This window comes from Pseudomonas sp. DR48 (genome assembly GCF_019823085.1).
GTDB lineage: Bacteria > Pseudomonadota > Gammaproteobacteria > Pseudomonadales > Pseudomonadaceae > Aquipseudomonas.
Window position 1 is genome coordinate 1,745,563 of sequence record NZ_CP081946.1, and the last position, 14,707, is coordinate 1,760,269.

The 14,707-nt window shown below is 59.4% G+C and carries 15 protein-coding genes and 1 pseudogene; 8 read left to right on the plus strand and 8 right to left on the minus strand.

The features are described from left to right. Positions 1 to 23: 23 nt before the first annotated feature. On the minus strand, positions 24 to 1,169 hold the full coding sequence (locus K5K95_RS08035; protein WP_222589020.1) for an MFS transporter: 1,146 nt from the start codon (positions 1,167 to 1,169) through the stop codon (positions 24 to 26). A 166-nt stretch (positions 1,170 to 1,335) separates the two neighbouring features. Then, complete coding sequence (locus K5K95_RS08040) at positions 1,336 to 2,829, minus strand: aldehyde dehydrogenase (RefSeq protein WP_084317776.1); 1,494 nt, start codon at positions 2,827 to 2,829, stop codon at positions 1,336 to 1,338. Positions 2,830 to 3,066: 237 nt separating this feature from the next. On the opposite strand from K5K95_RS08040, the gene K5K95_RS08045 reads away from it, so the two are divergent. Further along, the gene (locus tag K5K95_RS08045) at positions 3,067 to 3,429 is read left to right on the plus strand and encodes a cupin domain-containing protein (protein WP_222589021.1); all 363 of its coding nucleotides are present in this window, start codon (positions 3,067 to 3,069) and stop codon (positions 3,427 to 3,429) included. A 187-nt stretch (positions 3,430 to 3,616) separates the two neighbouring features. On the opposite strand, the gene rpmG is transcribed toward K5K95_RS08045, so the two are convergent. Both rpmG and rpmB read right to left on the minus strand, forming a co-directional pair. Next, positions 3,617 to 3,772 carry a 50S ribosomal protein L33 gene (gene rpmG / locus K5K95_RS08050; protein WP_007894709.1) on the minus strand — a complete coding sequence of 52 codons (156 nt, stop codon included), beginning with the start codon at positions 3,770 to 3,772 and terminating at the stop codon, positions 3,617 to 3,619. An 11-nt stretch (positions 3,773 to 3,783) separates the two neighbouring features. Continuing rightward, a complete protein-coding gene (gene rpmB, locus K5K95_RS08055; RefSeq protein WP_003176907.1) occupies positions 3,784 to 4,017 on the minus strand; it encodes a 50S ribosomal protein L28 in 234 nt (77 codons plus the stop codon). A gap of 447 nt (positions 4,018 to 4,464) precedes the next feature. On the opposite strand from rpmB, the gene K5K95_RS08060 reads away from it, so the two are divergent. Beyond that, on the plus strand, positions 4,465 to 6,051 hold the full coding sequence (locus K5K95_RS08060; protein ID WP_222589022.1) for an ABC transporter substrate-binding protein: 1,587 nt from the start codon (positions 4,465 to 4,467) through the stop codon (positions 6,049 to 6,051). A gap of 135 nt (positions 6,052 to 6,186) precedes the next feature. On the opposite strand, the gene radC is transcribed toward K5K95_RS08060, so the two are convergent. After that, the gene (radC, locus tag K5K95_RS08065) at positions 6,187 to 6,861 is read right to left on the minus strand and encodes a RadC family protein (protein WP_090178019.1); all 675 of its coding nucleotides are present in this window, start codon (positions 6,859 to 6,861) and stop codon (positions 6,187 to 6,189) included. A gap of 136 nt (positions 6,862 to 6,997) precedes the next feature. On the opposite strand from radC, the gene coaBC reads away from it, so the two are divergent. From coaBC to K5K95_RS33375, 5 genes and pseudogenes are all read left to right on the plus strand, one after another. Beyond that, on the plus strand, positions 6,998 to 8,206 hold the full coding sequence (coaBC, locus tag K5K95_RS08070; RefSeq protein ID WP_090178016.1) for a bifunctional phosphopantothenoylcysteine decarboxylase/phosphopantothenate--cysteine ligase CoaBC: 1,209 nt from the start codon (positions 6,998 to 7,000) through the stop codon (positions 8,204 to 8,206). Positions 8,207 to 8,211: 5 nt separating this feature from the next. Next, a complete protein-coding gene (gene dut / locus K5K95_RS08075; protein WP_059403885.1) occupies positions 8,212 to 8,667 on the plus strand; it encodes a dUTP diphosphatase in 456 nt (151 codons plus the stop codon). A 287-nt stretch (positions 8,668 to 8,954) separates the two neighbouring features. Beyond that, positions 8,955 to 10,328 (plus strand): annotated as a pseudogene (locus K5K95_RS08080) (phosphomannomutase/phosphoglucomutase); the annotation flags it as partial. A 25-nt stretch (positions 10,329 to 10,353) separates the two neighbouring features. Next, complete coding sequence (argB, locus tag K5K95_RS08085; RefSeq protein WP_003229488.1) at positions 10,354 to 11,259, plus strand: acetylglutamate kinase; 906 nt, start codon at positions 10,354 to 10,356, stop codon at positions 11,257 to 11,259. 189 nt (positions 11,260 to 11,448) lie between these two features. Next, positions 11,449 to 11,652, plus strand: a complete 204-nt coding sequence (locus K5K95_RS33375; RefSeq protein ID WP_259154033.1) for a zinc ribbon-containing protein — start codon at positions 11,449 to 11,451, stop codon at positions 11,650 to 11,652. Positions 11,653 to 11,706: 54 nt separating this feature from the next. On the opposite strand, the gene pyrE is transcribed toward K5K95_RS33375, so the two are convergent. Beyond that, entirely contained in the window at positions 11,707 to 12,351 is a 645-nt protein-coding gene (gene pyrE, locus K5K95_RS08090) for an orotate phosphoribosyltransferase (protein ID WP_222589024.1), read from the minus strand. A gap of 82 nt (positions 12,352 to 12,433) precedes the next feature. Here pyrE and K5K95_RS08095 point away from each other — a divergent pair, with 82 nt between their 5' ends. Next, entirely contained in the window at positions 12,434 to 13,213 is a 780-nt protein-coding gene (locus K5K95_RS08095; RefSeq protein ID WP_007934608.1) for an exodeoxyribonuclease III, read from the plus strand. 175 nt (positions 13,214 to 13,388) lie between these two features. Here K5K95_RS08095 and K5K95_RS08100 read toward each other — a convergent pair whose 3' ends face one another. Together K5K95_RS08100 and rph are read right to left on the minus strand one after the other, a co-directional pair. Then, entirely contained in the window at positions 13,389 to 13,757 is a 369-nt protein-coding gene (locus tag K5K95_RS08100; RefSeq protein WP_090178001.1) for a DUF4870 domain-containing protein, read from the minus strand. A gap of 27 nt (positions 13,758 to 13,784) precedes the next feature. Continuing rightward, positions 13,785 to 14,507 carry a ribonuclease PH gene (rph, locus tag K5K95_RS08105; protein WP_010465211.1) on the minus strand — a complete coding sequence of 241 codons (723 nt, stop codon included), beginning with the start codon at positions 14,505 to 14,507 and terminating at the stop codon, positions 13,785 to 13,787. Between the last annotated feature and the right edge of the window lie 200 nt (positions 14,508 to 14,707).

Below are 14,707 nucleotides of genomic sequence, written 5' to 3' on the forward strand. Positions count from 1 at the left end.
ATTGGCTGACTGAAGGTTCAGCGTCAAGCCGGTTCAGTCACCGCGCCAAACGCGCCTTGTCGCGACAATAGAACCACCAGGCCCAACGCACCCGCCGCCATCAGCAACGGCAAGGCATGCCCGCTGATCCACTGGCTACCCGCCCCCGCCGCCAACGGTCCGACCAGACAACCAATCCCCCATAGCTGCGCGATATGGGCATTGGCGCGGACCAGCGCATCGTCACGATAGCGCTCGCCGATCAGGATCAGTGACAAGGTGAACAGCCCGCCAGCACTGGCACCGAACAACACCCACAGCGGCCAGATCAGCAACGTATCGATGAGCAGCGGAATCGCCAGGCTCGACACCAGCAACACCACGGCGCACCCGGTGAACAGCGTGCGACGGGACAAGCGATCCGCCAGCGCGCCAATCGGCAATTGCAGCAAGGCATCGCCAACCACCACGGTGCTGACCATCGCCAGTGCGATGTCCGTGCTGAAGCCCTGACGCAGGCAATAGACCGGCAACAAGGTCAGGATCATCGCTTCAAACGCCGCGAACAACGACACCGCCCAGGCAATCGCCGGCAAGCCACGGCAGAAGCCCAGCAAGTCGCTGAAGGTCACGCTGCAGGCTTCGCTGGTGGGCGCGCCGCTACGACCCAGCAACAGAAGCGGCGCGGCCGTGAGCAAGCCGACGCCGACCCAGAATCCGTAATCGTGGTCCGTGCCCAACACGCCAAGCAGCAATGGCCCGGCCAACTGGCTCAACGCATAACTGCTGCCGTACAACGCCACCAGCCGCCCGCGCCATTGCTCGACCACCAGTTGATTGATCCAGCTTTCACCGAGGATAAAGACGAGTGTCAGGATCACCCCGATCATCAACCGCAACAGCAACCAGATCGGATAGCTCGGTAACAGCGCCAGCAAACCGATGGACAACGCCCCGCCCCACAGGCACATACGCATCAGATTGGCCGTACCCAGACGCGCCGCCAGATGGCTGGAAATCTTCGCGCCCAGCAACACGCCAATGGCCGGCATCGCCGCCATCACACCAATGGCAAATGAACCGTAGCCCCAGCTTTCCAGGCGAAACGACACCAGCGGCATGCTGACACCCAAGGCCAGGCCGACACTCAAGACAGACGCCAACACGGCGAAATAAGTCGCCCAACGCATGTTCCACGCTCCTGTGGATATTATTTTTCACAGCCCCCACAAAACAAATGTGGGAGCGGGCTTGCTCGCGAAGAGGCCATCACATCCAACATCATCGTTGGCTGTTACGGCGCCTTCGCGGGCAAGCCCGCTCCCACAGGGGATCTACGTCGTTAAGAAAACCGACTTACAACTTGATCCAGGTCGCCTTCAGCTCGGTGTACTTGTCGAACGCATGCAGCGACTTGTCACGGCCGTTGCCCGACTGTTTGAAGCCACCGAACGGGGCAGTCATGTCGCCACCGTCGTACTGGTTGACCCAAACGCTACCGGCACGCAGTGCGCGGGCGGTCAGGTGGGCCTTGGAGATGTCCTTGGTCCACACGGCTGCGGCCAGGCCATACGGCGTGTCGTTGGCAATCGCGATGGCTTCTTCGGCCGTGTCGAATGCGATCACCGACAGTACCGGACCAAAAATCTCTTCCTGGGCGATTTTCATCGCGTTGCTCACACCGTCGAAAATCGTCGGTTCAACGTAAGTGCCACCGGTTTCCTGAAGCGTGCGCTTGCCGCCCGCCACCAGTTTGGCACCGTCGGCATGGCCGGACTCAATGTAGGACAGCACGGTGTTCATCTGCTGGGTATCGACCAGAGCGCCGACGTTGGTCGCCGGGTCCAGTGGGTTGCCCGGCTTCCAGGTTTTCAGCGCTTCGATCACCAGCGGCAGGAAAGTGTCCTTGATCGAACGCTCGACCAGCAGACGCGAACCGGCGGTGCAGACTTCGCCCTGGTTGAAGGCAATGGCGCCTGCGGCCGCTTCGGCTGCGGCTTGCAGGTCCGGGGCATCGGCGAACACGATGTTCGGGCTCTTGCCGCCGGCTTCAAGCCAGACGCGCTTCATGTTCGATTCGCCGGAGTAGATCAGCAGTTGCTTGGCGATCTTGGTCGAACCGGTGAACACCAGGGTGTCGACATCGTTGTGCAGGGCCAGGGCCTTGCCGACGGTGTGACCGTATCCCGGCAGCACGTTCAGCACGCCTTTCGGGATGCCGGCTTCAACGGCCAGGGCCGCGATGCGAATAGCCGTCAGCGGCGATTTTTCGGATGGCTTGAGGATTACCGAGTTACCGGTGGACAGCGCCGGGCCGAGTTTCCAGCAGGCCATCATCAGCGGGAAGTTCCACGGCACGATGGCGCCAACCACGCCGACCGGTTCGCGAGTCACCAGACCCAGCTGATCGTGCGGGGTGGCGGCGACTTCGTCGTAGATCTTGTCGATGGCTTCGCCGCTCCAGCTCAGGGCTTGCGCTGCGCCGGGAACGTCGATGTACAGGGAGTCGCTGATCGGCTTGCCCATGTCCAGGGTTTCAAGCAGCGCCAACTCTTCGGCGTGCTGCTTGAGCAGGCCGGCGAAACGGATCATGGTGGCTTTGCGTTTGGTCGGCGCCAGGCGCGACCAGACGCCGGAATTGAAGGTGGCGCGGGCGTTTTCAACAGCGCGCTGGGCGTCGGCGGCGTCACAGCTGGCAATCTTGCCCAGCAGACGGCCATCGACCGGGCTGATGCACTCGAAGGTCTCGCTGGAGACGGCATCGGTGTATTCGCCATTGATGTAGGCACGGCCTTCGATCTTCAGATCGCGAGCCCGTTGTTCCCAATCGGCACGAGTCAGGGTGGTCATTCGAGTGTCCTCCTCTTGTTGAATACGAGCGCCCCGCGCTCTTCGCGGGCGTCCTCAGGAATTCTGCCCGGCCAGCCTGCATTTTCGGCCCAAGGCAACCGCCACCCTAAACCAGCCACCCCTCATGTTTCAATATATTTGACATAAGGCCGGCAAACGGCCTTGCGATGTTCATTTTAATAAACATAGACTTTGCGCTTTCCAGCCATAGCGCCGCAACCACGGGGGATTAGAACAATGAATATCCAGGATGTCGTCGACTTCAACCAAGCCAAAACCGAGCCCGAACGCTATAAACCGGACCAGGCGAAAATCCTCAAAGGCGACCCGGAACAAGTGGTCTACAACCACTACAACAGCCCTTGCGGCCAGTTGAACGCGGGTGTTTGGGAAGGTGCGGTTGGCCAGTGGCTGGTGAATTTTACCGAGCACGAATACTGCGAGATCGTTCAGGGCGTCTCAGTGCTGCGCGACAATGATGGCAACAGCAAAACCGTGCGCGCGGGTGATCGCTTCGTGATTCCAGCCGGGTTCCGGGGCACCTGGGAAGTGCTGGAAACGTGCCGCAAGATCTATGTGGCGTTTGAACAGAAGGCCTGAAGATTTGCGTTGCCCTGGCCGACCTCATCGCGAGCAAGCTCGCTCCCACAGGGGATCGGTGTCGATCATAAAACCTGTGGGAGCGAGCTTGCTCGCGATGAGGCCCTGACCAGCACGACAAAATTCAGGCAACAAAAAAGGCCCGTATCTCGCGATACGGGCCTTTTTCGTAAGAGGGAAAAATCAATTACTTGATTTTGCCTTCTTTGTAGATCACGTGCTTACGAACAACCGGATCAAATTTCTTGATCTCGATTTTGTCCGGAGTAGTGCGCTTGTTCTTGTCGGTAGTGTAGAAGTGACCAGTACCGGCGCTCGAAATCAAACGAATCAATTCACGCATGATTAGCTCCCTTAGATCTTGCCAGCGGCGCGGATTTCGGCCAGCACGACAGTGATGCCGCGCTTGTCGATGATACGCATGCCTTTGGCAGATACGCGCAGACGCACGAAACGTTTCTCTTCTTCAACCCAGAAGCGGTGATGCTGCAGGTTCGGCAGGAAACGACGACGGGTTTTGTTGTTTGCGTGGGAAATGTTATTCCCAGTCACCGGACCCTTACCGGTAACTTGACATACTCTCGACATGCCTCAGCCCTCTAAAACCACATGCCCAACCCGGCATGGGTTGGCCGCTTAATCTCTCAGTCATTTGGCGCCAGGCGCCGCGTTTCTTTAGAGGTCTTACCGGCTACACCTACAAGTGAAGGAACCGGGCCCCTAGAAAAGAGCGCTGCTTTATACCAGAAAGACTAGAGAGCAACAACTTTCCGTGCGCACAGACTTTATAAAAACCCGACTTTTCTGGCTCCAAGCGCCTTGAATAAAGGCTATCGTCGATAAAGACCGCTCGTCGCAGAGAATCGGCCAACAGGCCAATCCAGGGTTTTCGTCGGTCAGTACGCACCGAAAACAATCGCACATACTCCCCTTAAAATGAAAAAGGGGATAGTCATTTGCAAAAGAGCCCTCTAGGGTAAGCCTTTTCCAGACTGCACTTGCAGATGGGCCTTCGATCTGTAAAGGAATCCGACCATGCGCCTCGCTGCCCTACCGCTGCTGCTTGCCCCGCTTCTATTGAGCCCACTGGCCCATGCCGCCGCCCTGACCGTCTGCACCGAGGCCAGCCCTGAAGGGTTTGACGTGGTGCAATACAACTCGCTGACCACCACCAATGCCTCGGCCGACGTACTGATGAATCGCCTGGTGGACTTCGATACCGCCAGCGGCAAAGTGGTCCCCAGCCTCGCAGACAGCTGGGAAGTCTCGCCCGATGGGCTGACCTACGTATTCAAACTGCACCCGCAGGTGAAATTCCACCGCACTGAATATTTCAGTCCGACGCGTGAGCTGACCGCCGAAGACGTGAAGTTCAGTTTCGACCGCATGCTCGACCCGGCGCATCCTTGGCACGAAGTGGCTCAAAGCGGCTTCCCGCACGCCCAGTCGATGCAGTTGCCGGCGTTGATCAAGAAGATCGATGCACTGGACCCGCTGACCATACGCTTCACCCTCGACCATCCGGACTCGACCTTCCTCGCGACCCTGAGCATGGGCTTCGCTTCGATCTATTCAGCTGAATACGCTGACAAGCTGCTCAAGGCCGGCACCCCGGAGAAATTTAACAGCCAGCCGATCGGCAGCGGTCCGTTCGTATTCACGCGCTTCCAGAAAGACGCTTCGATTCGCTACAAGGCCAACCCGGACTACTTCCGCGGCAAGCCTTCGGTGGACCCGCTGATCTTCGCCATTACCCCGGATGCCAACGTGCGGCTGCAGAAACTGCGCCGCAATGAATGCCAGATCGCCTTGTCACCCAAGCCTCTGGACGTACATGCCGCGCTGAAAGAGCCGACGTTGAAAGTCGAAAAGACTGACGCCTTCATGACCGCGTTCGTCGGCATCAACAGCCAACATCCGCCGCTGGATAAACCTGAAGTGCGCCAGGCCATCAACCTCGCGTTCGACAAGGCCAACTACGTCAAAGCCGTTTTCGAAGACACCGCCGAGCCCGCCAATGGCCCGTACCCGCCCAACACTTGGAGCTACGCCAAAGGCTTGCCGGGCTATCCCCATGATGTCAAGAAAGCCAAGGCATTGATGGCCAAGGCCGGACTCAAGGACGGCTTCCAGACCACCATCTGGACCCGCCCTTCCGGCAGCCTGCTGAATCCGAACCCGAGCCTGGGCGCCCAATTGCTGCAGTCCGACCTCGCGGAAATCGGCATTCAGGCTGAGATCCGCGTGATCGAATGGGGCGAGCTGATTCGCCGCGCCAAGGCGGGTGAGCACGACCTGCTGTTCATGGGCTGGGCCGGCGATAACGGAGACCCTGACAACTTCCTCACACCGCAGTTTTCCTGCGCCGCGGTCAAGTCCGGCACCAACTTCGCGCGCTACTGCAGCCCGGACCTGGACAAGCTGATCAGCGCTGGCAAGACCACCGGCGAACAAGGTGTGCGCACCAAGCTCTACGAACAGGCCCAGGCGCAGATCCAGCAGCAGGCACTGTGGCTGCCGTTGGCTCACCCGACGGCCTTCGCGCTGACGCGCAAGGATGTCGAGGGTTACTCGGTGAGCCCGTTTGGCCGTCAGGATTACTCCAAGGTCAACCTCAAGTAAAAGGGTTGCCACAAAACCTGTGGGAGCGGGCTTGCTCGCGAAGAGGGTGAGTCAGTCGACAACACTGTTGCCTGACACACCGCTTTCGCGAGCAAGCCCGCTCCCACATTAGTTTCGTGCTGGCCCTGCCTCCCCTTACATCCACCCGTACTCAGCCATCGACAGCGGCTCCCCGTCCCCGATGATGAAATGGTCAAGCACCCGCACATCAATCAGCTCCAATGCCTCTTGCAGGCGCTTGGTCAGCGTTCGGTCGGCTTGACTGGGGTTGGTATTACCTGACGGATGGTTGTGACAAAGGATCAACGCCGCGGCGTTGTGGGCCAGCGTGCGTTTGACCACTTGCCTCGGATAAACACTGGTGTTGTCGATGGAGCCGCGAAACAGCACCTCAAAGGCCAGGACTTGATGCCTGGAATCCAGAAAAAGACAGCCGAACACCTCATGGGGCTCGTGGCGCAGCATTGATTTCAGGTAATCGCGAACGGCCTGTGGATTTTCCAGCGCCGACTTCTGACGTGCGCGCTCGGCCAAATGCCGCCGACCCATTTCCTGGGCCGCTTGCAGCTGCGCAAATTTCGCAGGCCCGAGCCCCAACTGACTGCTGAACGCTGCTTGATCGGCCTCGAGTAATGAACGCAGGCTGCCAAACTGATTCAACAGGTGTCGCGCCAGATCCACCGCGCTTTTGCCCGATACGCCGGTTCGTAAAAAAATCGCCAACAGCTCGGCGTCCGATAGGCTCCCCGAGCCCAACTCGAGCAATCTCTCCCGCGGCCGCTCGGCCGCCGGCCAATCACGAATACTCATAGCACCTCCCTGGAATGTGGGCGCCGCTGTTCCATAGCGGTCGCTGTGATATCGTAGCCCATCTTTTTTGCGGGCGATTTCATCCCTGGGGAGGGGGTATCGCCATGCAGCAACCATCGAAATGAAAGGCAGACCTATGCAGCGGCTGTATCGGAAACGCATCGTTCTGGGCGTCGGCGGCGGCATCGCTGCCTACAAGAGCGCCGACCTGGTTCGCCGCCTGATCGACCAGGGCGCCGAAGTGCGCGTGGTCATGACCCGTGGCGGCAGCGAGTTCATCACTCCGTTGACCATGCAGGCGCTGTCCGGCCACCCGGTCCACCTCGACCTGCTGGACCCGGCAGCTGAAGCCGCGATGGGCCACATCGAGCTGGCCAAATGGGCCGACATGGTGCTGATCGCCCCTGCCACCGCGGACCTGATCGCCCGCCTTGCCCAAGGCATCGCCGACGACCTGCTGACCACGCTGGTGCTGGCCACCGACGCTGTGGTCGCCATTGCCCCGGCGATGAACCAGGCCATGTGGCGCGACCCGGCGACCCAGGCCAACCTGAAAACCCTCGAGAGCCGCGACATCAAAGCCTTCGGCCCAGCCTCCGGCAGCCAGGCCTGTGGCGACGTGGGTCTTGGCCGCATGCTCGAAGCCGTCGAACTTGCCCAATGCGCGGCGGACTGCTTCAAGCGTCAGGCATTGACCGGCAAACACGTGCTGATCACCGCCGGCCCGACCCAGGAAAACATTGACCCGGTGCGCTACATCACCAACCACAGCTCCGGAAAAATGGGTTTTGCCCTGGCCGAAGCCGCGGTGGAAGCCGGCGCCCGTGTGACGTTGATCACCGGTCCCGTGCACCTGCCGACCCCGGACCGCGTCACTCGCATCGACGTGGTCAGTGCTCGCGACATGCTCGCCGCCTGTGAAGCCGCGATCCCTTGCGACCTGTTCATCGCCTCGGCAGCGGTTGCGGACTACCGCCCGGAAGTCGTCGCCCCACAAAAACTCAAGAAAGACCCTACGAACGGCGACGGCTTGTTGCTACAGATGGTGCGTAACCCGGACATCCTGGCCACCATCGCCACGCGCCCCGACCGTCCGTTCAGTGTCGGTTTCGCCGCCGAAACCGAACACCTGCTCGACTACGCTGCCCGCAAGTTGAAAGACAAGAACCTCGATTTGATCGTCGCCAACGACGTCGCCAACCCGAGCATTGGCTTCAACAGCGAAGAAAACGCCTGCAGCGTGATCGACCGTGAGCTTCACGCCACACTCTTCGCCCAGACCAGCAAGAGCAAGATTGCTCGCCAGCTGATCACCTTTATCGCCGAACGTCTGAACCAGGTTTAATTTACATGCACGCTTTGCAAGCCAAGATCCTCGACCCTCGCATCGGTACCGAATTCCCGTTGCCGCAGTACGCCACTCCAGGCTCCGCCGGCCTGGACCTGCGCGCCATGCTGGAAAAAGACACCGTGATCAAGCCGGGCGAAACCGTGCTGATCCCGACCGGCCTGTCCGTTTACATTGGCGACCCCGGTTTGGCGGCGCTGATCCTGCCGCGCTCCGGCCTGGGCCATAAACACGGCATCGTGCTGGGCAATCTGGTCGGCTTGATCGACTCCGACTACCAGGGCCCGCTGATGGTGTCGTGCTGGAACCGTGGCCAGACCGATTTCAACATGGTGGTGGGCGAGCGTTTGGCCCAACTGGTGCTGGTGCCGGTGGTTCAAGCACACTTCGAGATGGTCGAAGAGTTCGTCGAAACCGAACGTGGTGCGGGCGGTTTCGGGCATTCGGGTAGCCACTGATTCCAGGTGTTCAGGCTGGGCGCGCTGCCCGGCCTGAACCTTGTCTTCGGTCTGCCAAGGCAACATTCGCACAAAGTTCATCTGGAAGGTTTAGTGCCCAAAATCAAGGCATTGACCGGTCATTACCTCGTAAACGCAGGTGGCATGGCCTTTACACACCACGAACTCTCAGTGGAAAACGCCGTCATACCCTTCAGTTTGAGCCGGCCGACGCATTTTTCGCAGGCCTGTCCAGTCACTTTCGAGATGGAGCATTCCTACAGATGAGTAACCCAGCCCAAGTCCCACCCAAGTTTCCGGACAGCATCTTCCGCGCCTACGATATTCGTGGCACCGTCCCGGAATTCTTGAACGCTGAAACCGCTTATTGGCTCGGTCGCGCCATCGGTGCCCAGAGTCTGGCCCAGGACGAACCGAACGTTTCAGTCGGCCGCGACGGTCGCCTGTCCGGCCCGGAGCTGGTCGAGCAACTGATCAAGGGCCTGGCCGACAGTGGTTGTCACGTCAGCGACGTCGGCCTGGTGCCAACGCCTGCGCTGTATTACGCCGCCAACGTGCTGGCCGGCAAATCGGGGGTGATGCTCACCGGCAGCCATAACCCGTCGAACTACAACGGCTTCAAGATCGTGATCGCTGGCGATACCCTGGCCAACGAACAGATCCAGGCCCTGCATGACCGTCTCAAGACCAACAATCTGAGCAGCGGCATGGGCAGCGTTACCCGGGTCGAGATTCTCGATCGCTACAACACCGAAATCGTCCAGGACATCAAACTCGCTCGCCGCCTCAAAGTGGTGGTCGACTGTGGCAACGGCGCGGCCGGCGTGATCGCCCCGCAACTGATCGAAGCGCTGAACTGCGAAGTGATCCCGCTGTTCTGCGACGTCGACGGCAACTTCCCCAACCACCACCCGGACCCGGGCAAGCCTGAAAACCTCGTCGACCTGATCGCCAAGGTCAAGGAAACCAACGCTGACCTGGGCCTGGCGTTCGATGGCGACGGCGACCGCGTGGGTGTTGTGACCAACACTGGCAGCATCGTCTATCCGGACCGCTTGCTGATGCTGTTTGCCCGCGACGTACTGGCGCGCAACGCCAACGCGGAAATCATCTTCGACGTCAAATGCACCCGCCGCCTGACGCCGCTGATCAAGGAATACGGTGGTCGTCCGCTCATGTGGAAGACTGGTCACTCGTTGATCAAAAAGAAAATGAAGCAAACCGGCGCCCTGTTGGCCGGCGAAATGAGCGGGCACATCTTCTTCAAGGAGCGCTGGTTCGGTTTCGACGACGGCATTTACAGCGCCGCGCGTCTGCTGGAGATCCTCAGCAAGGAAAAATCCACCGCGGAGGAGCTGTTTGCGACCTTCCCGAACGATATTTCTACGCCGGAAATCAATATCCATGTGACCGAAGAGAGCAAATTCAGCATCATTGATGCATTGCACGATGCGAAGTGGGGCGAAGGCGCCGACCTGACCACCATTGACGGCGTGCGAGTCGACTACGCCAAAGGCTGGGGCCTGGTGCGCGCATCCAACACCACACCGGTGCTGGTGCTGCGTTTCGAGGCCGATGACGAGGCTGAACTGCAGCGCATCAAGGACGTATTCAAAGTCCAGCTGAAGCGTGTTGCACCTGATCTCCAATTACCGTTCTGATTTAACGAAGCACCCGGAGCCCTGAATGACCCTCGAACGCGAAGCCGCCGCCCATACCGCCCAGGTCCTGTCCGAAGCGTTGCCTTACATCCGACGCTATGTCGGCAAGACCCTGGTGATCAAATACGGCGGCAACGCGATGGAAAGCGAGGAGCTGAAAACCGGCTTCGCCCGTGACATCGTGCTGATGAAAGCCGTGGGCATCAACCCGGTGGTGGTTCATGGCGGCGGCCCGCAAATCGGCGACCTGCTCAAGCGCCTGTCGATCGAAAGCCACTTCGTCGACGGCATGCGCGTCACCGACGCCGCAACCATGGATGTGGTGGAAATGGTCCTCGGCGGCCAGGTCAACAAGAGCATCGTCAATCTGATCAACCGTCACGGCGGCAGCGCCATCGGCCTGACCGGTAAAGACGCCGGGCTGATTCGTGCGAAGAAACTGACCGTCACCCGCCAGACCCCGGAGATGACCCAACCGGAAATCATCGACATCGGCCAGGTGGGCGAAGTGGTCGGGATCAACACCGAGCTGCTGAACTTGCTGGTCAAAGGCAACTTCATCCCGGTGATCGCGCCAATCGGCGTCGGCGAGAACGGCGAGTCGTACAACATCAATGCTGACCTGGTGGCCGGCAAGGTCGCCGAAGCGCTGAAAGCCGAGAAGCTGATGCTGCTGACCAACATCGCCGGCCTGATGGACAAGTCGGGCACGGTCCTGACCGGCCTGAGCACCCAGCAAGTCGACGACCTGATTGCCGACGGTACGATCTACGGCGGCATGCTGCCCAAGATCCGTTGCGCACTGGAAGCGGTACAGGGCGGCGTGGGCAGCTCGCTGATCATCGATGGCCGGGTGCCAAATGCGATTCTGCTGGAAATCTTCACCGATACCGGTGTGGGTACTTTGATCAGCAATCGCAAGCGTCCCTGATTCAAGAACGACAAAAGACCGCAGCCTTCGCCGGCACTTACAGAAGTACGAATATTCTGTAGGCGCTGGCGAAGACTGCGGTCTTTTTTATGCGCGCCGGAAGCGTCCTACCTGACTCAGCGAAACATCCGACATCGTGCCAGCATCAATCCGCATAGGATCTTCCCTGTATCCACAGGAGAGTTACCCATGCAAAAAGATTACGTTCCTTACGGCAGTGATGTTTCAGCAGGCACTTTTGAATGTGTGGACTGCGGGCATCGGTATTCGAATCAGGCAAAGACCTCGATTCCGCCTTGCCCTCAGCGCCTTAAATCAACGCACACGCGAAACGGATGGAAAGTTCTGACCGGTCAGGGCGACGCGGTGAAAGACCCATATCCAAACAGGTAAAACGAAGTTTGGTTTTCCAATGAAAAAAGGCCCTGTTCTCACAGGGCCTTTTCTTTAGACGCCGAACTGCGCCCGGTAGGCTTCTACGGCTGGCAAATGCTGCTTGAGCTGCGGATCGTCCGCCAGGAATTCCAGTACCTGGTTCAACGAAACAATGCTGATCACCGGAATGCCGAAGTCGCGCTCCACTTCCTGGATCGCGGACAGCTCGCCATTGCCACGCTCTTGACGGTTCAGGGCGATCAGCACGCCCGCCGCCTTGGCGCCGTCCTGGGAAGCGATGATCTGCATCACTTCACGGATCGCGGTGCCGGCAGTAATCACGTCATCGATGATCAGCACATCGCCGGTCAATGGCGCGCCAACCAGACTGCCACCTTCGCCGTGGGCCTTGGCCTCTTTGCGGTTGAAGCACCAAGGCAAATCACGGTCGTGATGCTCGGCCAACGCCACCGCGGTGGTCGCCGCCAACGGGATGCCTTTGTACGCAGGGCCAAACAGAACATCGAACGAAATACCGCTTTCGACGATGGCCGCCGCGTAGAAACGACCCAGCTGTGCAAGGGCCTTGCCTGTGTTGAACAGGCCGGCATTGAAGAAGTAAGGACTGGTGCGTCCGGACTTCAGGGTGAACTCACCGAAGCGCAAAACGCCGCGATCGATGGCAAAACGAATGAAATCGCGCTGATACGCTTGCATGAAAAAAACCCCAAATACCACGGATTTAGCTAATTAGGTTGACGCCGTGTATCATACACGCACGCGATTTTTGGGGCCATTTATGCGGATCATCAGTGTGAACGTCAATGGTATTCAGGCTGCAGTGGAGCGAGGGTTGCTCAGTTGGCTGCAAGCACAGAATGCCGACGTCATCTGCCTGCAGGACACCCGCGCCTCCGCCTTTGAACTGGACGATCCAGCCTTCCAACTGGATGGCTACTTCCTTTATGCCTGCGAAGCCGAAGTTCCCGCCCAGGGTGGCGTGGCTTTGTATTCGCGGTTGCAACCGAAGGCAGTCATCAGCGGTCTCGGGTTCGAGACGGCCGACCGCTACGGGCGCTACCTGCAAGCCGATTTCGATAAGGTCAGCATCGCGACCTTGCTGCTCCCTTCGGGGCAGAATGGCGATGAAGATTTGAACCAGAAGTTCAAGCTAATGGACGACTTCGCCCGTTATCTGGATAAACAGCGGCGCAAACGTCGCGAGTACATTTACTGTGGCTCGCTGTACGTCGCGCAACAGAAGCTGGATATCAAGAACTGGCGCGACAGCCAGCAATCCCCGGGCTTCCTGGCGCCTGAACGTGCCTGGATGGACGAGATTGTCGGCAACATGGGTTATGTCGATGCCCTGCGCGAAGTCAGCCGTGAAGGCGACCAGTACAGCTGGTGGCCAGACAACGAACAGGCTGAGATGCTCAACCTGGGCTGGCGTTTCGACTATCAGCTGCTGACCCCAGGCCTGCGCCGTTTTGTTCGCAGCGCACGCCTGCCACGTCAGCCGCGGTTCTCGCAGCACGCGCCACTGATCGTGGACTACGACTGGACGCTGACGATCTAAGCGTCGTTTCGCAGATACAAAAAAGCCGACAGCAGTGTCGGCTTTTTTGTGTGCGCTGATTTCTATTGTGGGAGCGGGCTTGCTCGCGAAGGCGGTTTAACATTCAACATTGAAGTTGATTGACCCACCGCTTTCGCGAGCAAGCCCGCTCCCACATAGGGATTTGTGTCGTGGCTTATTTGATCAACCGCCAGGTGAACGGATACCGATACGGCACCCCTTCATTGGCTTTCACGCCCGCGATGATCGTCAGCACCAACGCGCCAATCGCCACCAGACCAAACAGGAAGAACCCGATGATCACCACCATCAGCAGGAAGCAGATGGCGGAGGCAATGGCGACGGTGATCTGAAAGTTCAGCGCCTCCTTGCCCTGGGCATCGACAAACGGGTCCATCTCGCGCTTCATCTGCCAGAGAATCAGCGGGCCGATCAATGTGCCGAATGGAATCCAGATCCCCAGCAAGGCGGACAGGTGACAAAACATCGCCCACTGCCGAACGTCTTTGCTCGGGATGGGAAGTAGCTGCTGCTCGTCACTCATGGTGTCCTCCTTGCGTGGAACATCCGATCAGTCGGCCAGTGCGGCCTTTTGCAGTTCGAAGATCTCGGTCATGCCTTTCTTCGCCAGCTCCAGCATAGCGTTCAGCTCTTCGGGCTGGAACGGTGCGCCTTCGGCTGTGCCCTGGACTTCGATGAAGCCGCCGGTGCTGGTCATCACCACGTTCAGGTCGGTCTCGGCAGCCGAGTCTTCCAGATAGTCGAGGTCGAGGACCGGTTCGCCCTGGTACATGCCAACCGAAACAGCAGCGATCATTTGCTTGAGCGGGTCGCCACCTTTCAGGCCGCCACGCTTCTTGATCACTTTCAAGGCATCGACCAGCGCAACCATGGCGCCGGTGATGGACGCAGTGCGGGTGCCGCCGTCTGCCTGGATCACGTCGCAGTCGACGTACAGGGTGACGTCGCCCAGCTTGGACATGTCCAGGGAGGCGCGCAGGGAACGACCGATCAGACGCTGGATTTCCAGCGTGCGGCCGCCTTGCTTGCCGCGGCTCGCCTCACGCTGGTTACGCTCGCCGGTGGCGCGCGGCAGCATGCCGTATTCGGCGGTCAACCAGCCCTGGCCCTGACCTTTGAGGAAACGCGGCACGCCATTTTCAACGCTGACGGTGCAGATGACTTTGGTATCACCGAACTCGACCAGCACAGAACCCTCGGCGTGTTTGGTGTAGTTGCGGGTAATGCGGATCGAGCGGAGCTGATCGGCAGCGCGACCACTTGGACGTTTCATAGGGAATACCTGTACTGGGGACGGAAAACTGCCGAGCATTATAGAGCCGCCGGCCAAGACTGGGCACGTCTAAAAAATCTGCCCGACGATTGAAGGCCCTGATCAGAGCTTGGGACACCGCTTTACCGACGGCCTGCAGCCCTTTGTCACGCCGTGTGTTTGGGCGCATCCGCCCCACTGCGCTACAATCCTGCGCCTTT